Source organism: Mycobacterium montefiorense (assembly GCF_003112775.1).
GTDB lineage: Bacteria > Actinomycetota > Actinomycetes > Mycobacteriales > Mycobacteriaceae > Mycobacterium > Mycobacterium montefiorense.
This window is the reverse complement of the sequence record NZ_BFCH01000002.1, coordinates 327,010-346,852: the sequence shown is the minus strand read 5'-3', so window position 1 is coordinate 346,852 and position 19,843 is coordinate 327,010. Positions and strand designations below refer to the sequence as shown.

Sequence of the window (19,843 nt, the reverse complement as noted above, 5' to 3'; positions counted from 1 at the left end):
GCTCGCCCTTTCTCGCGCCGTGGACGCCTTACGCCAGCGGCGCGCTTGGGGTGAAGGCCACCGGCATCTTCTCCAGGCCGGACACGAAGTTCGCGGGACGTAACGGCAGGGCGGCACCCGGAGAAGCCAGCCGCATGTCAGGCAGCCGCTGCAGCAGGCGGGTCTGCATGATCGACAACTCCAGCCGGGCGAGCTGATTGCCGAGACAGAAGTGGGTGCCGAAGCCGAACGCGAGGTGGTTGTTCGGGTAGCGCTCGATGTTGAAGCTCTCCGGCTCCTCGAAGACCTTCTCGTCGAAGTTGGCCGACTCGAACAATAGGATCATCTTCTCGCCCTCATGCAACGCGGTGCCGTGGAACTCAGTGTTCGCGGTGATCGTGCGTGCCATGTTCTTCACCGGCGCGGTCCAGCGCAGCATCTCTTCAATTGCGTTGGGCAGCAAGCTCAAATCGCCCGCCAGGCGCTTGTGCTGATCGGGGTGCTGCAGCAGTTGCCTAGTTCCGCCCGACAGCGTGTGCCGGGTGGTTTCGTCGCCGCCGATCAGCAGCAGCAGCACCTCGGTGACGATCTGGTGGTCTTCGAGCTGCGCGCCCTCGACCTCCGCGTGCACGAGAACGCTGACCAGGTCGTCGGTCGGCTCGTTCTTGCGGCTCTCGATCATGCCCATCATGTATTGGCTGTAGGTGGCGAAGGCCTCCATCGTGACCTGGACGTCCGCCTCGGCCGCGGTGCTGCTCAAGGAACTGACCAGATCGTCGGACCACTTGAGAAACATCGCGCGTTCCTCGGGACGCACACCAAGCATGTCGCCGATGACCGCCATCGGGAGGGGCGCGGCGAGGTCCCAGACGAAGTCGCACTCGCCGCGTTCGCACACCGCGTCGATCAGCGTGTCGCACAGCGAGGTGATCGATGCCTCTAGGTTCTTCACCCGCTTGCGGGTGAAGCCGTAGTTGACGAGCTTGCGGCGCAACAGATGTTGCGGATCGTCCATTTCGATCATCATCTCGACACCCGGCTGGTCGGGTCGGATGCCGCCGGCATTCGAGAACAGCTCGGGGTTGCGCTCGGCCTCGATGACGGACTGATACGTCGAGGCCGCGGCCAGCCCGTTGCGGTCTCTGAAGACCGGCTCGTTCTCGCGCATCCACTTGTAGATAGGCCGGGAGTCACCGGCGTAGAAAGCACCGTCCGTCAAATCGACGTCGGGTTTGGTCATCGTCATGAGATCTCCTGGGCATCGCCGAATGTCATCTGAACCTGGTCAGCAGAGCTGGACAACATTGCATGCTTCGGAAGCCCCAGCGATGCAAGCTCTTTCGCGTATGGGTGATCACCCAGCCGGACGCGTACGCCGCCGAGCCGCGTCCGCACGCCGTCCAGCGTGTGCTCGAAGGCGGTCTCGCGGGTAATCCCGTCGCGGTGTGAGTAGCTGCGCTGCGCCTGCTGGCGAGGGGTCAGCCGAATCGGCAGGCCGGGACGGAAGTCCATGCCGATCACCAGTTGACCGTCGATCGTGCAGTCGAACCCGAACTGGCGGCTGTCACGAATCGCGAAGTCCACCATAACTTTCGGATAGCCCCATATCTTGGTTCCGGCTTCCAGCGTAAATTCCTGGTCGACGGGCAGGTGATGAATGAAGGCGCCGGCCGACTGCAGGGCTCGTAGCCCGCTCGCGGTCGACCCGGGCGGGTTGACCATCACGCTGGTGCCGAATTCGTAGTACTGGCCCAGGTCTCCGTCGATGTAATGCATCAGCATCAGCACCACGATCGCGCGCCTGGGGAGGTACCGGCAGACCTGCAGGCCGCTGTAGTCGATCAGGTGCTGGGCGGCGTCGGCGTCGACCGAGAACATCGCCATGTGCTGATTTGCCTTGTGAATCTGCACCGGCATCGTGATCACCGTGCCGGCGATCGTGTGCTGCGAGCCTGTCATCCGGTCAATCTAGAACCCGTTCTACTGACGGGGCAAGCCCCGACCTAGATCAGCGCGGCAAGGTCTCGGACCTGCTCGGGAGAGCGACCAGAGACCACCATCATCGTGACGCCGGCCGCCTCCCAGGCCTTTATCTGCTTACGCACGTAGTCGACGTCACCGACGATCGCGGCGTCGTCGATGACCTCGTCGGGGATGATCTGGGCGGCCTTGTCCTTCTGGTTGCTGCGGAACAGCTTGGTGACGTCGTCGACCACCTCGGCGTAACCCATCCGGCGGTAGACATCGGCGTGGAAGTTGGTGTCCTCGGCGCCCATCCCGCCCATGTAGAGCGCGATGTAGGGCTTCATGGCCGCAAACGCAGCGGCGCGGTCCTCCGTGATGACGATGTTGGCCGTCGCGCAGATCTCGAAGTCTTCGCGGCTGCGGCGTGCGCCCGGCCGGGCGAAGCCCTCGTCCAGCCACTCGTTGTAGGTGTCGGCCATCCGCGGCGTGTAGAAGATCGGCAGCCAGCCGTCGCAGACCTCGGCGGCCAGCGCCACGTTCTTCGGACCCTCGGCGCCGAGCATGATCGGGATGTCGGCGCGCAGCGGGTGGGTGATCGGCTTGAGCGGCTTGCCCAGGCCGGTAACCGGTCGCCGGGCCCCGTCCTTCAAAGGCAGCGGGTAGTGGGGGCCGTCGCTGGTCACCGGCTCCTTGCGGGCCCACACCTGCCGGATGATGTCGATGTACTCGCGGGTGCGGGCCAGCGGTTTGGGGAATGACTGGCCGTACCAGCCCTCCACGACCTGCGGCCCGGACACGCCGAGTCCGAGAATGTGCCGCCCGCCGGACAGGTGGTCGAGGGTCAGCGCGGCCATCGCGCACGCCGTCGGTGTCCGCGCGGAGAGCTGGACGACCGACGTGCCCAGTCGCACCCGCTGCGTCGACGATCCCCACCAGGCCAGCGGCGTGTACGCGTCAGAGCCCCACGCCTCGGCGGTGAACACGGCGTCGAATCCGCTGGCCTCGGCCTCGCCGACGAGCTCCGCGTGGTTCTCCGGCGGCTGAGCGCCCCAATATCCCAGCTGCAAACCGAGCTTCATTTCTCCGCCTTTCCCGGCCAGAATGGACCCGACCACGACCCAATGTTGAAACGGTTCTTAGAACCTGTTCTACTCGAAGGCGTGACAGCCACTTCGAGCGGCCCGACCACGACCGATCACTCCGAGCCGCCTCTCTCAGCGCCGTTAACTCTGTCCTTCGACTACACCCGTTCAGTCGGTACCACGCTAAGCAAGTTCTTCACCGCACTGCGTGAGCACCGCGTCCTCGGGGTTCGCGGATCGGACGGCCGGGTGCATGTGCCACCGGCGGAGTACGACCCGGTTACCTACGAACCGCTGGGCGAGATGGTACCGGTCTCGTCTGTCGGGACCGTGGTGTCCTGGACCTGGCAGCCCGACCCGCTGGAGGGCCAGCCGCTGGACCGGCCGTTCGCCTGGGCTCTGATCAAGCTGGACGGCGCCGACACCCCGCTGCTGCATGCGGTCGACGCCGGCGAATCGGACAAGATCAAGACCGGCGCGCGGGTGCATGCGCACTGGGCCGATCAGACGGTGGGTGCCATCACCGACATCGCCTACTTCGCGCTGGGCTCGGAGGAAGAATCCGTCGCCGACCCGACTTCCAGCGACCAGGACCCGGTCACGATGATCGTCACGCCGGTCTCGCTGACCATTCAGCACACCGCCTCCCACGAGGAAAGCGCCTACCTGCGGGCGATCGCGGAAGGCAAACTGCTGGGCGCCAAGACCGGCAAGAGTGGCAAGGTCTACTTCCCGCCGCACGGCGCGGACCCGGCCACCGGCCAGCCCACCACCGAATTCGTCGAGCTGCCGGACAAGGGCACCGTCACGACATTCGCCATCATCAACATCCCGTTCCAGGGCCAGCGCATCAAGCCGCCCTACGTCGCCGCCTACGTCCTGCTCGACGGCGCCGACATCCCCTTCCTCCACCTGGTCGCCGACATCGACGCGAACGAGGTGCGGATGGGCATGCGCGTGGAAGCCATTTGGAGGCCTCGCGAGGAGTGGGGATTTGGCATCGACAATATCGAGTACTTCCGGCCTACCGGTGAGCCGGACGCCGAGTACGACACCTACAAGCACCACCTGTAAAGGGCCTACCTACACATGAGCGAACGCAATGTTGCGGTGGTCGGCTTTGCCCACGCGCCGCATGTCCGCCGTACCGACGGCACCACCAACGGTGTCGAGATGTTGATACCCTGCTTCGCCCAGCTCTACGAAGATCTGGGTATCGCCAGGACCGATATCGGCTTCTGGTGTTCGGGATCGTCTGATTACCTTGCTGGACGGGCATTTTCGTTCATCTCGGCCATCGACTCAATTGGCGCTGTTCCGCCGATCAACGAGTCGCACGTCGAGATGGACGCGGCCTGGGCCCTTTACGAGGCCTACATCAAGATCCTGACCGGTGAGGTTGACACCGCGCTGGTATACGGCTTCGGCAAGTCCTCGGCCGGGATTCTGCGTCAGATCCTGTCGCGGCAGACCGACCCCTACACAGTCGCGCCACTGTGGCCGGACTCGGTGTCGATGGCCGGACTGCAGGCCCGCATGGGGATCGACTCCGGCAAGTGGACCGAAATACAAATGGCTCGCGTCGCGTTCGATGCGTTCGCCAACGCCCGCCGGGTCGACAAAGTGGAGTCGGCGGTCAATGTCGAGGACCTGCTCGAGCGGCCCTTCTTCGCCGATCCGCTGCGACGCCACGACATCGCACCGGTCACCGACGGCGCGGCCGCGATCGTGCTGGCCGCCGACGAACGCGCCCGCGAGTTGCGCGAAAACCCAGCCTGGATAACCGGAATCGAGCATCGCATCGAGACCCCGGTGCTCGGTGCACGCAATCTCACCGAATCCCCATCCACCAGGGCGGCGGCCAAGATCGCCACCGGCGGCAACACGTCCAACCTCGACGTTGCCGAGATTCATGCGCCCTTCACTCACCAACACCTGATCTTGGCGGATGCCATCCGGATCCCGGGGAAGACGAAAGTCAATCCGTCCGGCGGTGCGCTGTCGGCCAACCCCATGTTCGTTGCCGGCCTCGAGCGAATCGGATTTGCAGCACAACATATCTGGGATGGTTCTGCGAACCGGGTGCTGGCGCACGCCACCAGCGGGCCTGCGCTGCAACAGAACTTGGTCGCGGTCATGGAAGGAAAGAACTGATGGCCGGTGCAGGTGCGCACCTCGCCGCGGTACTGGGTACCGGGCAAACCAAGTACGTAGCTAAGCGCAAGGACGTTTCGATGAACGGCCTGGTGCGCGAGGCGATCGACCGTGCGCTGGAAGACTCCGGTTCGACCTTCGCCGACATCGACGCGGTCGTGGTCGGCAAGGCGCCGGACTTCTTCGAGGGCGTCATGATGCCGGAGCTGTTCATGGCCGACGCCGTCGGCGCCACCGGCAAACCACTGATCCGGGTGCACACCGCGGGTTCGGTCGGTGGGTCCACCGCGGTGGTGGCCGCCAGCCTGGTGCAGTCCGGCAAGTATCGGCGCGTGCTGGCGATGGCATGGGAGAAGCAGTCGGAATCAAATGCCATGTGGGCATTGTCGATTCCGATCCCCTTCATTAAGCCGGTCGGCGCCGGGGCGGGTGGCTATTTCGCCCCGCACGTGCGGTCCTACATCCGCCGCTCGGGCGCTCCGTTGAACATCGGTGCCATCGTCGCGGTCAAGGATCGGCTCAACGGGGTCCGCAACCCGCTGGCCCATCTGCACCAGCCCGACATCACGGTGGAAAAGGTGATGGAGTCCCCCATGCTGTGGGACCCGATCCGCTACGACGAGACCTGCCCGTCTTCCGACGGTGCGGCAGCGGTGGTCATCGGCAACCAGGAAGTCGCCGAAGCCCGGGTGGCACAAGGACAGCCGGTGGCCTGGATCCATGCCACCGCGTTGCGCACCGAGCCGCTGCAGTTCTCGGGCCGCGACCAGGTCAGTCCGCAGGCCGGTCGCGATGCCGCAGCTGCCCTGTGGAAAGCAGCCGGCATCAAGAGCCCGATCGACGAGATCGATGCCGCCGAGATCTACGTACCGTTCTCCTGGTTCGAGCCGATGTGGTTGGAGAACCTGGGGTTTGCCGCCGAGGGTGAGGGCTGGAAGCTCACCGAAGCCGGCGAAACCAAGATCGGCGGACGGCTGCCGGTGAACGCGTCCGGTGGCGTGCTCTCGTCGAACCCGATCGGCGCCTCGGGCCTGATTCGCTTCGCCGAGGCGGCAATCCAGGTGATGGGCAAGGGCGGCGACCACCAGGTACCCAACGCCCGAAAAGCGTTGGGACACGCCTACGGTGGCGGTTCGCAGTACTACTCAATGTGGGTGGTCGGTGCTGACAAACCCGAGAAAGTAAACGCGTGACCGCGCATCCCGCGCACGAGGCCGGCCGCCGCTCCCGCGAGGCAGTGATGGCCAGGGATAAGGAAGCCTGGCTGGCGGTCTTCGCCGACGACGGCATCGTCGAGGACCCCATCGGACCCTCGGTGTTCGACCCCGAAGGCAAAGGGCACCGCGGCCGTGACGCGATCTCGGCGTTTTGGGACAAGGCCATCGCCCCCACCACCAAAATCGAGTTCGTCTTCCGCGACACCTATCAGTGCGGCAACGAGGAAGCCAACGTCGGGCACATCCTGATCACCACGGGCGAGTACCAGACGACTGCCGAGGGCGTGTTCACCTATAAGGCGAACGACGAGGGCAAGATGGTGGCCCTGCGCGCCTATTGGGAGATGGACCGCGCGGCCGCCAATACCCGGAAGCTCTAGATCGCCTCCAGCCCGTTGAGATGGCGCTGCGCCAGCTCGCGGTAGGCCTGCGGATTCAGGTTGATCCACATCTCGGCGCCGGTTCCGGCGATCGGGCCCTTGATTTGTGCCGGGGACCCGACGACGAGCACGCCAGCCGGAATCTGAGTGCCTGCCGTGACCAGAGAATGGGCGGCGACCAAGCTGCGGGCGCCGATCACCGCGCCGTCTAGAACAGTGGCGTGGTTGGCGATCAGTGCCTCTGAACCGACGTGAACTCCGTGAATGACGCACAGATGAGCCACCGTGGCACCCGGTCCGATATCGACGGGGATCCCGGGAGGGGCGTGCAACACCGACCCGTCCTGCACATTGGCGCCCTCTCGCACGACGATCGGCCCATAGTCGCCGCGAAGTACGGTGTTGAACCAGACCGACGCCCCGGCCTCGACCGTGACATCGCCGATCAGGGTCGCGGTCGGCGCCACGAAAGCCGTCGGATCGATCCGTGGCGCCCGACCCTCAAATGCGAACAGTGGCATCGTCTAGATATACCCCAAGCATGAAGCACCTCCCGGGACAACGCAGCTAGACCCGCTGTCGTTGCGCGTCCGTGGGTCAAAACTGTAACGTGTTCTAGTTAGAGGGCAAGCAAGTTGGAGGTGACAGGTGACTACCGACACAAAAGCGGTCGGCATCCGGGAAATCGATCCCGGCGCGTTGCCGACCAGGTACGCCCGCGGCTGGCACTGCCTGGGCGTGGCAAAGGACTTCCAGGACGGTAAGCCGCACTCCGTCGAGGCGTTCGGCACCAAGCTGGTGGTCTTCGCAGACTCGCACGGGGACGTCAAGGTCCTCGACGGCTACTGCCGCCACATGGGCGGGGATCTGTCCGAGGGCACCATCAAAGGCGACGAGATCGCGTGTCCGTTTCACGACTGGCGCTGGGGCGGCGATGGCCGCTGCAAGTTGGTGCCCTACGCCAAGCGGACACCCAAAACGGCGCGGACCCGCTCGTGGACGACCGACGTGCGCGGTGGTCTGCTGTTCGTCTGGCACGATCACGAGAACAACCCGCCGGACCCGGTCGTCCAAATTCCGGACATCCCGGAATCCCACAGCGACGAGTGGACCGAGTGGCGTTGGAACAGCATCCTCATCGAGGGGTCCAACTGCCGCGACATCATCGACAACGTCACCGATATGGCGCACTTCTTCTACATCCACTTCGGGTTGCCGACCTACTTCAAGAACGTCTTCGAGGGCCATGTCGCCTCGCAGTACCTGCACAACGTGGGCCGGCCCGATGTCAACGATCTGGGCACTTCCTATGGCGAGGCGCACCTGGATTCCGAAGCGTCCTACTTCGGTCCGTCGTTCATGATCAACTGGCTGCACAACAGCTACGGCGGCTACAAGGCCGAGTCGATTCTGATCAACTGCCACTACCCGGTGACCCAGAACTCGTTCGTCCTGCAGTGGGGCGTCATCGTCGAAAAGCCCAAGGGCATGGACGAAAAGATGACCAACAAGCTATCCAAGGTTTTCACCGAGGGTGTCAGCAAGGGCTTCCTGCAGGACGTCGAAATCTGGAAGCACAAGACCAGAATCGACAACCCGCTGCTGGTCGAGGAAGACGGCGCCGTATACCAGTTGCGTCGCTGGTATCAGCAGTTCTATGTCGATGCCGCCGACGTCGAGCCGGAAATGGTGGAGCGCTTCGAGATCGAGGTGGACACCACCCGCGCCATTGAACACTGGAACGTCGAGGTCGCCGAGAACCTGAAGGCACAGGATGCCGAAGCCCCTGCGGCCGAAGAAGTTCCAGCCGAACGGCACTGACTCTGATGCCTGACGATCAGCCGGCGGTTCCCGACGTCGATCGGCTCGCCCGGTCGATGCTGTTGCTGCACGGGGACGGCCACGATCACGAGGACGACAAGCCCGCTCGCGACGGCGGGTCTGGAACCTGGTCGAAGTCAAGAGATTTCGCCGACGACCCGCAGCGCGCGGCCGCGGTCCGCGAGGCTAGCCGTGCCGACCGGGAGCGCTATCTCACATCGGGCCTGCAACCGGTGGATTGCCGCTTCTGCCACGTCACGGTGACCGTTCGCAGGCTGGGGCCGGGACACACCGCGGTGCAATGGAATGCCGCGGCGTCGCAGCGGTGCGCCCACTTTGCCGAAGTGCGTGAGTCCGGCGGCGACACCGCACGAACCAGGTCGTGCCCCAGGCTGAGTGACAGCATCGAACATGCGGTCGCCGAGGGCTATCTCGACCGGCCGGACAACGACTGACTCAACGTCGTTGGGGCAGTTGAGTAATCGCTTCGAATGCTTCGAGGAACACCGCGGTGATGTCCTCGTCACGCGCGCTGACTATCGGTCTCTTCTGTAGCAGGACACGCTGCACGCCGATACCTAACAGCAGTGCGGTGACCATGTCGGCACGGATCCTGGCGTGGTCGGCCGTTATGCGCCTGACCAAGTTGCGGGTAATGCCGGCATCGAGTTGCGCGTTCAGTCGAGCCACTACTGAAGGATCCTCGCTGGACCGCAGCAGTGCGAAAAGCGGCGCATCGACGTCCTGGCGCGATGCTAGGACGCGTGCAATCATCTGCTGCCCAACTGCGTCGTCGGGTGCATTCCGGATCTCGTCCAGGTTGCCTGAGACATCCGTGGCAGCCTCGAAAAGTTGTTGTTTAGAGCCGAAATAGCGGCGAACGAGTGTGACATCAACTCCGGCACGCCCCGCCACCTCACGCAATCCGACAGCGCTGTAACCCTGGCTCACAAACAGCTCGCGGGCCGCATCGCCACGCTAGCCTGATGGATGTCTATAAATGTGGACATCGTGTCTGCTCTGGGAGGTTCTCGTGACGGGAGTCATGCTTGTCAGACAGCGAGTCGCTGACGTCGGGCAATGGAACGCCATCTTCGGTGATCTAGGGCTCGACGCAATCCGGCGTCGGCACGGGCTGGTGGTGACCGGGACCTACCTGGACGGAACCGATCCCGATACCATCATCGTCGTCATGGACATGCAGAACATAGAAGCGGCAAGGCAATTCGCGGCTTCTGCTGAGCTCGCCTCGGCCCGTGAACAAGCCGGTGCGATCGGATCTCCCGACGGCGTGTGGTTTGGGCCCGAAAAGGTCAACAGTTAGGTCACAGCCCGGCGAACCGCTCCTTGACCTCGTCGGCGGTGAGCCCGTAGTCGGCCAGCGAGTACTTGTGCTTGGGAGCCCGGGCACCGGTCTGACTCTCGGCGTGGCTGTCCTCCATCGCCTTTCGGGCCTCGTCGGTCAGCGTCATGCCGAAGTGGTCGTACACGTTGGCGACCGTCCCAAGCGGATCGTCGATCAGATCGCGATAGGCAACGTCATAGAACTGAGCCGGGTTGTGCTTGGCGCGTGCGGTGTTGAACTGCTCCAAACCGCGCGACCATGTCTCCATTGAGTCGGCACCGATCTGGGCGCCAGAGAAGGTCGTCGACCATCCCTCGGCGGTGTGCTGCGCAAGCGAGCACATCAAACCCATGATCGTCTCCACCGGCCGGTGGGTCTGGATCACCAGGGCATCCGGGTAGGTCGCGATCAATGCGTCCAGCGCGAACAGGTGGCTGGGATTCTTGAGCACCCAACGCTTTTCGGCGTCGTTCAGCCCGATCAACTGGAGGTTTCGGCGGTGCCGCTGATATGACGGCTTCCAGTCCTGCCGGGACAGCCACTGGGAATAGGTGGGTAGGTGCGACAACGTCTCGTATGACACCGAATGCAGCGACTGCCGTAACAGCTGCCAGCACTCCTCCAGCTCGTATGCGGCCATGAAATGCAGGCCGGTGTACTCGGGGTTCTCCGCGTGAGCCTTGTCGAACTGCGCGTTCAGCTGGCTGTACCACGGGTTGGAGTCCCAGGTGTCACGAGGCGGACGCGGCTGCGGGAACTCGGCCAGCCACAAGTGCAGGCCCTGATGGGCCGGGTCCGCGCCGAGCAGGCGATGCAGAATCGTGGTGCCGGTGCGCGGCAGCCCGGTGACGAAGATCGGCCGCTCGATGCCGACCTCGGTGTGCTGGGGGTATTGTTTCCAGGCGGACTCGGAGAACAGCCTGGCTACCAGTGCGCCGCGCAGGAAGAATCGATTCATCTTGCTGCCCAACCCGGTTAGGCCCGCATCACGCTGGTAGGACTCCAGCAGTACACCGAGGGCTTCGCGGTAGTTGTCGTCGTCGACGCCGAAGTCGTCGAGTCCGACCAGCTTTATTGCCGACGCGTGCATGTCCTCGACAGTGCCGACGTCGGTGCGCTCTGCCATCAGTTGTGGTACTCCCCGCAATTGACGTCCAGGGTCTGCCCGGTGATACCGCTGGACAGGTCGCTGGCCATGAACAGAATCGCCGAGGCCACCTCATCCTCGGTCGGCAGCCGCCTCAGGTCGGAGTTCGCCGCGGTCGCCGCATAGATCTCCTCTGCCGTGGTGCCGTACTTGCCGGCTTGGTGATTGAAGTAGCCCTGCAGCGTCTCACCCCAGATGTAGCCAGGTGCAACGGAATTGACGCGAATCCCCTGCTCACCCAGTTCGGTGGCCAGCGAATGCGACATCGCCAGCAGCGCGGACTTGGCCATCTTGTAGGCGCCGTACTTCGCCTGCGAGTGCCGAATCACCATGGAGTTGACGTTGACCACCGAGCCCTTCGACTCGGCAAGCGCCGGCGTGAAGCCCTGGATGAGCCGCAGCGCGCCAAGCGCGCTGAGTTCGATAGCGTCGCGAATATGCTGAAAGGTTGTGCCCGAGAACGGTTTCAGCGACGGCACCCGAAAGGCGTTGTTGACCAGCACATCGACCCTGCCGTAGGCCTCCAATGTCTGCGCAACGAGGTTGTTCACCTGGTCGTCGTCAGTGATGTCGGTGCGCACCGTCGCCGCACGACCGCCGGCGTCGGCGATCTGCTTGGCGACGTCGTCCAGGCGTTCTGGGGTGCGGGCTGCCAGCACCAGATCGGCTCCCTCCCGCGTGCACCGGTGCGCCAGCGTGGTGCCCAGGCCCGGGCCGACACCACTGATCACCACAACCTTGCCGTCGAGCAGCTTCGTCATCCCAGCATCCTTGCTTGAATTTGTTGGTGGCGCAGTGCAATTCGCGCGCGCCAATCATCCTCGGAAATCTTGTTGTGCTCGAAATACGGCAACTTACTGGCCACCGCGTCGAGGTCAACCAGCTCCACGGTGGGCCCGTCCGCATCGGTCAGCTCACGCGACACCCGTTGCCAGCGGAACTGCAGATACCCGCGACGGTGGCCTAGCGTCTCGACCCAGTTGGTCACGCCCGGATTCTGGTCGGCGACCACGATGCGAACCTTTCCGTCCGGATCCGCCTGTGCCTGCGTGTTGTTCAGCGACGTCTGGTGGTTGATGTAGTCCAGCGAGATGTACCACAGGCTGCCGAGCTGGAAGCCGAGGTAGGGCGCGTCGCTGACCGGAATCGTGATCACCAGCGCCTGGTCGGGCCGCAGATCCCAATGCCCGACCGACGAGTACTGGGTGGCCAGCCCGCCCGGCGTCAACCGGGGCGCCACCATGGTGTTGACCGGGAGATTGTCATAGAACCACTGCGGGAATTGCAGCCAGGTCTTCACCCGTTGCACCAACTGCTTTCCCGCTGTGGCATAACGCTTTTGGATTAGGTCGCGAGTCAGCGGCGGCGGTGCGGTGCCCGCGGTATCGGTGCGGGCGATAGCCAGCGTGCCGCGTTGAGCCGACCAGTCGCCGTACACCTCGCGCATCACCAACTGCCCCGGGCTGGTCGGTGTCACCCGCCACTCGAAGGTTCCGTCGGCCGCGATCTCAAGCTCGCGGTCGTCGAACGCGGCCTGGCTGGCGGGCACGTTGTCGTCGGTGTACTCGCCGCCGAGCAGCTGGAAGCTCAGGTCGGTGGTGGTGCCGCGCCGGCCGGTGACGACGTACTCATGGTTGGCGTGCACCCGGGTGCCGAAGTACAGGGTGTCAGGGTTGTCCAGGGCCATCTTGGTGTACGGGCCGGTTCCCGACTGCAGGAAGGGATGGTCGCGGTCATAGTCGACGGCCAGATGGATACATGCCGAGATACACCCGGCCAGATATTGCATTCCTTCGAGCAGGTCGGCTTCGGTCTCAATATGCGGTGCGGCGGCGACCAGTTTCTCGGCCTCGGCGATCGCGGAGGTTAGGGGATCGGAAAAGGAGTGGGTGGACACGCCTAGACGCTAGAACGTGTTCTACTTTTTCGTCAATGGCGAACATTCCCGCGCGTCGCCGCTCACGTTTACCAACTTGAAAGACTAACCCCGCCGATCGCTACGAGGTGCACTGCTGCGACAGGTCGACCAGATGCTGCCGCACATCGGGATGCCGACTCAGGTAGTCCATCACGTTGGGGCCGCCGCCCTCCGCCGCCGATTTGGCGGACAGCGACGCCTTGACGTCAGGATGGCGCGTTAGGTACGCGTCGATGGACTGACCCACGGTCTGATTGCACGGATCCGCATTGGCTACGGGCAGTGCGATCAGCGTCGCGGCGGTAGTAGTCAGTAGCCACCCGGCGAGCAGGCCGTACAGTCCGCGACGACGAAGGCCGCGTGTGTTGGATGTGCTCATGTGGGTGAGGCTACCCACACCAGCTATGTCCGGGCTGTGCCCAGACTGTGCGCGGGAGCAGTCAGCGCGCGACCGCGGCGCCGCCGTCTCGCTCCCTTTTGATCTCCAGCGCGATGTCGATGAGCTGGTCTTCCTGGCCACCTATCAGCTTGCGCTGGCCCGCCCGGTGCAACAGCTCGTGAGCCGGGACGCCATAGCGCTCGCCCTGACGGACGGCGTGCTTGAGGAAGCTCGAGTAGACGCCGGAGTAGCCCATGATCAGCGCGTTGCGGTCGAGTAGGCACTCGGCCGGCATCGCCGGGCGCACCACGTCCTCAGCGGCGTCGGCGATGTCGAAGAAATCGATACCGGTCTTGACGCCGATCTTGTCGAACACCCCGATCAGGGCCTCGACCGGCGCGTTGCCCGCACCGGCGCCGAACCGGCGCACGCTGCCGTCGATCTGCTTGGCACCCGCGCGCACGGCCTCGACCGAGTTGGCCACCCCGAGCCCGAGGTTCTCGTGCCCGTGGAAACCGACCTGGGCGTCGTCGCCGAGCTCGGCAACCAGCGCCTGCACCCGGTCGGCGACGCCGTCGAGCACCAGGGCGCCGGCCGAGTCGACGACGTAGACGCACTGACAGCCGGCATCCGCCATGATGCGGGCCTGCGCGGCCAGCTTCTCCGGCGCAATGGTGTGAGCCATCATCAAGAACCCGACGGTTTCCAGGCCCAGCTCGCGAGCCAGACCGAAGTGCTGGATCGAGACATCGGCCTCGGTGCAATGCGTGGCGATCCGGCAGATCGACCCACCATTGTCCTGAGCCTGTTTGATGTCCTCCTTGGTGCCCACGCCGGGCAGCATCAAGAACGCGATCTTGGCTTCTTTGGCCGTCTCGGCGGCGAGTTTGATCAGCTCTTGCTCGGGGGTCTTGGAGAAGCCGTAGTTGAACGACGAGCCGCCCAGTCCGTCGCCGTGGGTCACCTCGATCACCGGCACCCCGGCCGCGTCGAGGGCGGTAACGATGGCCTGGACCTCATCGGAGGTGAATTGGTGGCGCTTGTGGTGTGAGCCGTCGCGCAGCGACGTGTCCGTCATGCGAACGTCCCAAACCGGGTTGAAGAAGATGTCGGTACTCATGCCTGTGCTCCTCCCGCCGTTGCGGACAAGGATTCCTTCGCGATCTCTTCGCCGACCTTCGTGGCCGCGGCCGTCATGATGTCGAGATTTCCCGCGTACGGGGGCAGGTAATCGCCGGCACCCTCGACTTCAACGAACGTCGTGACCAGGGCCTGCCCGCCGGAGTGCATCGACGGGTCGTCGAACTGCGGCTCGTTGAGCAGCCGATATCCGGGGACATAGGTCTGCACCTCGGCCACCACGTCGTGGATGGATTTGGCGATCGCGTCGCGATCGGCATCCTCGGGGATGGCGCAGAAGATGGTGTCGCGCATGATCATCGGCGGATCGGCCGGGTTCAAGATGATGATCGCCTTACCGCGCTGCGCCCCACCGATTGTCTCGACGCCCCTGCTGGTGGTCTTGGTGAACTCGTCGATGTTCGCGCGCGTGCCGGGGCCGGCGGACAGCGATGCCACCGATGCCACGATCTCGGCGTAGGGCACCTTCACGACTCGCGAGACCGCGTACACGATCGGGATGGTGGCTTGCCCGCCACAGGTGATCATGTTCACGTTCGGGGCATCCAGATGCTGGCGCAGATTCGCCGGCGGGATGACCGCCGGGCCCACCGCGGCCGGCGTCAGGTCGATGGCCCGGATGCCGGCGGCCTCGTACTTGGGCGCCGCGTCCCGGTGCACATAGGCGCTAGTGGCCTCGAACACCATGTCCGGTTTCTCGGACTGGGCGAGCAGCCAGTCGACCCCCTCGTGGGTGGTCTCCAGACCCAGCTTGCGGGCCCGCGCCAGGCCTTCGCTTTCCGGGTCGATCCCTACCATCCAGCGCGGTTCCAGCCAGTCCGATCGCAGTAGCTTGTAGAGCAAGTCGGTGCTGATGTTCCCCGACCCCACAATGGCGACGCTTGCCTTCGACGGCATGATGCTCCCTTTTTCGAAGCCTTAAATCGACTGATTCAAAACTAATCCGAGCCTATTCAAACGACAAATGAACTGTGCCCAGCCCCGTGAAGTCGGCGACGAACTGGTCGCCGGGGCGAGCATCGATCGCCTTCGTGCAGGAGCCGGGAAGCACTACGTCACCTTTACGCAGCCTTACCCCGAAGCCTTCCACCTTGCGAGCCAACCAGGCCACCGCGGTCACCGGGTTTCCCAACACGGCGTCGCTGCGACCCTCGGCGATCACCTCGCCGTTGCGGGTCAGCACCGCGTCGATCGTCTTGACGTCGACGTCAGCCGGCGATACCCGGGCCTTACCCAGCACGTACCCCGCCGAAGAGGCGTTGTCGGCGATGGTGTCGCACAGCCCGATCTTCCAGTCGGTGATCCGGGTGTCGATCAACTCGATCGACGGCACCAGGGCCTCGGTGGCCGCCAGCACGTCGTCTTCGGTGCACCCGGCACCCGGCAGGTCGGCGGACAGGATGAAGCCGACCTCGACCTCCACCCGCGGGTACAGGTACTTGTCCGCCCTGACCGGGGTGTCCTCGAACACCTGCATCTCGTCGAGCAGATGGCCGTAGTCCGGCTCGTCGACCCCCATCATTTGCTGCATCGCCTTGCTGGAGAGACCGACTTTATGGCCCAGCACGCGGGCACCCTCGGCGACCCGCTGCCGGATGTTGATCAGCTGGATCTCGTAGGCGTCGACGACGTCGATGTCTGGGTGGGCGGACGTCAGCGGCGGAATTGGCACCCGGCTGCGTTCGGCCTGCGCCAGGTCGGCAGCCAGCTCGTCGCGGATTGCAACACTGAGCATTTACCGAAGTCCCCTCGTCCGTTTGACCGGGCCGGTAGCGGCCAGCCCGGGCAATTCTATAACGTGTTCTACATGACAGCGCAGGAGTACGACGTCGTCGTGGTCGGAAGCGGCGGAGCCGGCATGGTGGCTGCCCTTGCCGCCGCGCACGGAGGCCTTTCGACAGTAGTCATCGAAAAGGCCCCGCATTTCGGCGGCTCCACTGCTCGCTCCGGCGGCGGTGTGTGGATCCCGAACAACGAGGTCCTCAAGCGCGACGGGGTGAAGGACACGGCCGACGCGGCCCGCACTTACCTGCACGGCATCATCGGCAAGGCCGTCGAGCCGGAGCGCATCGATACCTACCTGCAGCGCAGTCCCGAGATGCTTTCGTTCGTTTTGAAGCACACGCCGTTGAAGATGTGCTGGGTGCCGAGGTACTCCGACTACTACCCGGAGGCGCCGGGCGGCCGCGCAGAGGGACGCTCGATCGAGCCGAAGCCGTTCAATGCGCGCAAGCTCGGCGAAGACGAAGCCGGACTCGAACCTGCCTACGGCAAAGTGCCACTCAATGTGGTTGTGATGCAGCAGGACTACGTGCGACTCAACCTGCTCAAGCGGCACCCTCGGGGAGTGCTGCGCAGCTTGAAGGTCGGCGCTCGCACGATGTGGGCGAAGGCAACCGGTAAGAACCTGGTCGGCATGGGCAGGGCGCTGATCGCTCCGTTGCGGATCGGGTTGCAGCGGGCCGGGGTTCCCGTCCAGCTGAACACCGCGCTCACCGACCTGTATGTCGAAGACGGCGTGGTGCGCGGCGTCTATGTCCGCGACACCGGAGCGTCGGAATCTGCTGAGCCGCAACTGCTCCGGGCACGGCGCGGCGTGATCCTGGCCAGCGGTGGTTTCGAGCACAACGAGCAGATGCGGGTGAAGTACCAGCGCGCACCAATCACCACCGAGTGGACTGTCGGCGCCAAGGCAAACACCGGTGACGGCATCATCGCAGGCGAAAAGCTCGGCGCCGCACTGGATATCATGGAAGACGCGTGGTGGGGCCCAACGGTGCCGCTGGTCGGTGCACCGTGGTTCGCGTTGTCGGAGCGCAACTCGCCGGGGTCGATCATCGTCAACATGTCCGGCAAGCGATTCATGAACGAGTCGATGCCCTACGTCGAAGCCTGCCACCACATGTACGGCGGGGAGTTCGGCCAGGGGCCGGGGCCGGGCGAAAACATTCCCGCCTGGCTGGTGTTCGACCAGCAGTACCGGGATCGCTACATCTTCGCCGGATTGCAGCCAGGACAACGTATTCCGACGAAATGGATGGAGTCCGGTGTCATCATCCGGGCCGACACACTCGAGGAGTTAGCCGAGAAGGCAGGCCTGCCGGTCGCCGAGTTCAACGCAACCGTGGCCCGATTCAACGGCTTCGCCCGAGCGGGTGTGGACGAGGACTTCCGCCGCGGCCAGAGCGCCTATGACAGGTACTACGGCGACCCGACCAACAAGCCCAACCCGAACCTGGGCGAGCTCGCCCAGGCGCCGTACTACGCGGCCAAGATGGTGCCGGGCGACCTGGGTACCAAGGGCGGTATCCGCACCGACGTCAACGGCCGTGCGCTACGCGACGACGGCAGCATCATCGACGGCCTCTACGCCGCGGGCAACGTCAGTGCACCGGTGATGGGGCACACCTACCCCGGCCCGGGCGGCACCATTGGACCGGCGATGACCTTCGGATACCTCGCCGCACTGCACATCGCGGGAGAGAACTGACATGCCGATCGACGTAGAAGTCGCGCTGGCCGCTGAGCTGGAGCCCCTCGAATTCTCTTGGTCCAGTAGCGACATCCAGCTGTATCACCTGGGGCTTGGTGCCGGCCGCGATCCGATGGACCCGCGCGAATTGCGCTACCTGATCGACGACACTCCGCAGGTGCTGCCGACGTTCGGCAATGTCGCGGCGTCCTTCCATATGACCAAGCCGCCGACGGTGCAGTTCCCCGGCATCGACATCGAATTGGGCAAGGTGCTGCACGCCAGCGAGCGGATCGAAGTACCTGGACCGCTGCCACCGTCGGGCTCCGCCACGGCGGTCACCCGGTTCACCGATATCTGGGACAAGGGCAAGGCCGCGGTGATCTGGAGCGAGACGACCGCGTCTGCGCCGGACGGGACCGTGCTGTGGACGCAGCGGCGGTCGATCTTCGCCCGCGGTGAAGGCGGATTCGGCGGTGAGCGTGGGCCGTCGTCGTCGGACGGAGCTCCCGATCGTGCTCCCGACCTTGAGGTCGACGTACCGATCCTGCCGCAGCAGGCGCTGTTGTACCGGCTGTGTGGCGATCGCAACCCGTTGCACTCCGATCCCGAATTCGCCGCCGCAGCAGGCTTTTCCCAGCCGATCCTGCATGGCCTGTGCACCTATGGCATGACGTGCAAGGCCATCGTCGATGCGATGCTGGACGGCGACGCTTCCGCGGTGGCCGCTTACGGCGCGCGCTTCGCCGGTGTGGCATTTCCCGGCGAGACGCTCAAGGTCGGCATCTGGAAAGACGGCAACCGCTTGCTGGCCAGCGTTGTCGCGCCTTCGCGCGACAACGCAGTGGTGCTGTCCGGCGTCGAACTAATCCCGGCCTAGGGCTGCTCTGCCGCGGCCGAGCGTGCCGCTGCAGTCACGTTCGGGCTCCGGGGTGACTGCACCGTCACGTTCGACGGGCGCGGGCTGCGCGGACTCGCCGGACGATGTCGGCCGGCCGGTCCCCCGCGACGACCCGGATCACGATCCAGCCCTTGTGCTGTAACCTCTCCAATCGCCTGATATCCCAACCGAATTGCGAGCGATCGCTGCGATGATGATCGCCGTCGTACTCCACGGCGACTTTGACGTCCTCCCAGCCCATGTCCAGATACGCGATCGCATTGCCACAATCGTCGAGCACAGGAATCTGCGTCTGCGGTCGAGGCAGCCCAGCCTGGATCAGAACGACGCGCAGCCAAGTCTCTTTCGGTGACTGCGCGCCCGGATCGACAAGATCGAGTGACACACGAGCACGCTCAACACCCCGACGACCTCGGTACCGCGCCGCCAGCAACTCGACGTCGGCCGTCTTGAGTTCGGTCGCCCGAGCCAGCGCATCGACTGCCGCGACCGCTGTCATAGTCGGATACCAACAGCCAAGGTCAAGCGCAGTCCGAACGGCAGTTGTTACCGGAACGCCAGCTATCAGCTCGAACTCGTCACTCTCGATCCGGTCTCCCCAGATCTGCAAACCCGGCAGCGGATGCCGGTTGTCGTGAATGATGTCGACTGGCCGCGCGTTATCGACCCACTTGCTGCCATGCAATGCCGCGGCAGAGAAGCCGGCGATCACGCCGCGGCGTCGGGACCATAGCCATGCACCGCAGGCACGCAGCAGAGGTGTCAGCTCGGTACCTTGGCTGACATAGACGTCGCGGAACACCCGGGTGAAGTGCCGTCGCAGCTGATTGGGTGACGTGATACCGGCGGCAACTGCCTCGCTGCCGATGAATGGTTCCCCCATGGCGGCAGTGTGCCAGCGCTTACCGACACCGTCTCGAGCGTGACGCTGCAGTCACATTCG

The 19,843-nt window shown here is 64.5% G+C and carries 22 protein-coding genes and 1 pseudogene; 9 read left to right on the top strand and 14 right to left on the bottom strand.

Translation table 11 applies throughout. The features are described from left to right. Positions 1-28: 28 nt before the first annotated feature. From DB708_RS02710 to DB708_RS02700, 3 genes are read right to left on the bottom strand one after another with little or no spacing between them, the layout of a single operon-like run. Entirely contained in the window at positions 29-1,225 is a 1,197-nt protein-coding gene (locus tag DB708_RS02710) for a cytochrome P450 (RefSeq protein WP_108920382.1), read from the bottom strand. Then, positions 1,222-1,938 (bottom strand): acetoacetate decarboxylase family protein, encoded by a 717-nt coding sequence (locus tag DB708_RS02705; RefSeq protein ID WP_108920381.1) that lies wholly within the window; start codon positions 1,936-1,938, stop codon positions 1,222-1,224. The genes DB708_RS02710 and DB708_RS02705 overlap by 4 nt, the downstream gene beginning before the upstream one ends. A gap of 44 nt (positions 1,939-1,982) precedes the next feature. Further along, the gene (locus tag DB708_RS02700) at positions 1,983-3,023 is read right to left on the bottom strand and encodes an LLM class F420-dependent oxidoreductase (protein WP_108920380.1); all 1,041 of its coding nucleotides are present in this window, start codon (positions 3,021-3,023) and stop codon (positions 1,983-1,985) included. 81 nt (positions 3,024-3,104) lie between these two features. Here DB708_RS02700 and DB708_RS02695 point away from each other — a divergent pair, with 81 nt between their 5' ends. Genes DB708_RS02695 through DB708_RS02680 form a run of 4 tightly spaced genes read left to right on the top strand, consistent with a single transcriptional unit; the run spans position 3,105 to position 6,777 of the window. Continuing rightward, complete coding sequence (locus tag DB708_RS02695; RefSeq protein WP_201263397.1) at positions 3,105-4,100, top strand: Zn-ribbon domain-containing OB-fold protein; 996 nt, start codon at positions 3,105-3,107, stop codon at positions 4,098-4,100. A 15-nt stretch (positions 4,101-4,115) separates the two neighbouring features. Further along, the gene (locus DB708_RS02690; protein WP_108920378.1) at positions 4,116-5,180 is read left to right on the top strand and encodes a thiolase domain-containing protein; all 1,065 of its coding nucleotides are present in this window, start codon (positions 4,116-4,118) and stop codon (positions 5,178-5,180) included. Further along, complete coding sequence (locus DB708_RS02685; RefSeq protein ID WP_108920377.1) at positions 5,180-6,373, top strand: thiolase domain-containing protein; 1,194 nt, start codon at positions 5,180-5,182, stop codon at positions 6,371-6,373. Before DB708_RS02690 ends, DB708_RS02685 begins: the two co-directional genes overlap by 1 nt. Beyond that, positions 6,370-6,777 carry a nuclear transport factor 2 family protein gene (locus DB708_RS02680; RefSeq protein WP_108920376.1) on the top strand — a complete coding sequence of 136 codons (408 nt, stop codon included), beginning with the start codon at positions 6,370-6,372 and terminating at the stop codon, positions 6,775-6,777. Before DB708_RS02685 ends, DB708_RS02680 begins: the two co-directional genes overlap by 4 nt. Here the strand turns inward: DB708_RS02680 and DB708_RS02675 are convergent. Then, positions 6,774-7,298, bottom strand: a complete 525-nt coding sequence (locus DB708_RS02675; RefSeq protein WP_108920375.1) for a gamma carbonic anhydrase family protein — start codon at positions 7,296-7,298, stop codon at positions 6,774-6,776. The genes DB708_RS02680 and DB708_RS02675 overlap by 4 nt on opposite strands. Before the next feature lie 127 nt (positions 7,299-7,425). On the opposite strand from DB708_RS02675, the gene DB708_RS02670 reads away from it, so the two are divergent. Continuing rightward, complete coding sequence (locus DB708_RS02670; RefSeq protein WP_108920374.1) at positions 7,426-8,598, top strand: Rieske 2Fe-2S domain-containing protein; 1,173 nt, start codon at positions 7,426-7,428, stop codon at positions 8,596-8,598. A gap of 5 nt (positions 8,599-8,603) precedes the next feature. Continuing rightward, a complete protein-coding gene (locus DB708_RS02665) occupies positions 8,604-9,053 on the top strand; it encodes a hypothetical protein (protein ID WP_108920373.1) in 450 nt (149 codons plus the stop codon). Position 9,054: 1 nt separating this feature from the next. Here the strand turns inward: DB708_RS02665 and DB708_RS02660 are convergent, their stop codons facing one another. Beyond that, positions 9,055-9,408 (bottom strand): TetR/AcrR family transcriptional regulator, encoded by a 354-nt coding sequence (locus DB708_RS02660; RefSeq protein WP_261859481.1) that lies wholly within the window; start codon positions 9,406-9,408, stop codon positions 9,055-9,057. A gap of 39 nt (positions 9,409-9,447) precedes the next feature. After that, positions 9,448-9,558 (bottom strand): annotated as a pseudogene (locus tag DB708_RS27930) (helix-turn-helix domain-containing protein); the annotation flags it as partial. A gap of 73 nt (positions 9,559-9,631) precedes the next feature. On the opposite strand from DB708_RS27930, the gene DB708_RS02655 reads away from it, so the two are divergent. After that, positions 9,632-9,922, top strand: coding sequence for a hypothetical protein (locus DB708_RS02655; RefSeq protein ID WP_235616591.1), 291 nt, complete (start codon positions 9,632-9,634; stop codon positions 9,920-9,922). Position 9,923: 1 nt separating this feature from the next. Here the strand turns inward: DB708_RS02655 and DB708_RS02650 are convergent, their stop codons facing one another. The 7 genes from DB708_RS02650 to DB708_RS02620 form a co-directional block, all read right to left on the bottom strand. Then, positions 9,924-11,069: a sulfotransferase family protein gene (locus DB708_RS02650; protein WP_108920371.1), complete on the bottom strand. Its 1,146-nt coding sequence runs from the start codon at positions 11,067-11,069 to the stop codon at positions 9,924-9,926. After that, a complete protein-coding gene (locus tag DB708_RS02645) occupies positions 11,069-11,851 on the bottom strand; it encodes an SDR family oxidoreductase (RefSeq protein WP_108920370.1) in 783 nt (260 codons plus the stop codon). The genes DB708_RS02650 and DB708_RS02645 overlap by 1 nt, the downstream gene beginning before the upstream one ends. Further along, a complete protein-coding gene (locus tag DB708_RS02640) occupies positions 11,848-12,987 on the bottom strand; it encodes a hypothetical protein (RefSeq protein WP_108920369.1) in 1,140 nt (379 codons plus the stop codon). The genes DB708_RS02645 and DB708_RS02640 overlap by 4 nt, the downstream gene beginning before the upstream one ends. 100 nt (positions 12,988-13,087) lie before the next feature. After that, positions 13,088-13,387 carry a hypothetical protein gene (locus DB708_RS02635; RefSeq protein WP_108920368.1) on the bottom strand — a complete coding sequence of 100 codons (300 nt, stop codon included), beginning with the start codon at positions 13,385-13,387 and terminating at the stop codon, positions 13,088-13,090. A gap of 61 nt (positions 13,388-13,448) precedes the next feature. Continuing rightward, on the bottom strand, positions 13,449-14,507 hold the full coding sequence (gene dmpG / locus DB708_RS02630) for a 4-hydroxy-2-oxovalerate aldolase (RefSeq protein WP_108920367.1): 1,059 nt from the start codon (positions 14,505-14,507) through the stop codon (positions 13,449-13,451). Then, the gene (locus DB708_RS02625; protein ID WP_108920366.1) at positions 14,504-15,424 is read right to left on the bottom strand and encodes an acetaldehyde dehydrogenase (acetylating); all 921 of its coding nucleotides are present in this window, start codon (positions 15,422-15,424) and stop codon (positions 14,504-14,506) included. The genes dmpG and DB708_RS02625 overlap by 4 nt, the downstream gene beginning before the upstream one ends. A gap of 52 nt (positions 15,425-15,476) precedes the next feature. Beyond that, positions 15,477-16,262: a 2-keto-4-pentenoate hydratase gene (locus DB708_RS02620; protein ID WP_108920365.1), complete on the bottom strand. Its 786-nt coding sequence runs from the start codon at positions 16,260-16,262 to the stop codon at positions 15,477-15,479. Positions 16,263-16,334: 72 nt separating this feature from the next. Between DB708_RS02620 and kstD the strand changes: the two genes are divergently transcribed. Continuing rightward, a complete protein-coding gene (kstD, locus tag DB708_RS02615) occupies positions 16,335-18,017 on the top strand; it encodes a 3-oxosteroid 1-dehydrogenase (RefSeq protein ID WP_108920562.1) in 1,683 nt (560 codons plus the stop codon). A gap of 1 nt (position 18,018) precedes the next feature. Further along, positions 18,019-18,879, top strand: a complete 861-nt coding sequence (locus DB708_RS02610; protein WP_108920364.1) for a MaoC/PaaZ C-terminal domain-containing protein — start codon at positions 18,019-18,021, stop codon at positions 18,877-18,879. A gap of 64 nt (positions 18,880-18,943) precedes the next feature. Here DB708_RS02610 and DB708_RS02605 read toward each other — a convergent pair whose 3' ends face one another. Beyond that, the gene (locus DB708_RS02605) at positions 18,944-19,783 is read right to left on the bottom strand and encodes a hypothetical protein (RefSeq protein WP_108920363.1); all 840 of its coding nucleotides are present in this window, start codon (positions 19,781-19,783) and stop codon (positions 18,944-18,946) included. Positions 19,784-19,843 lie beyond the last annotated feature (60 nt).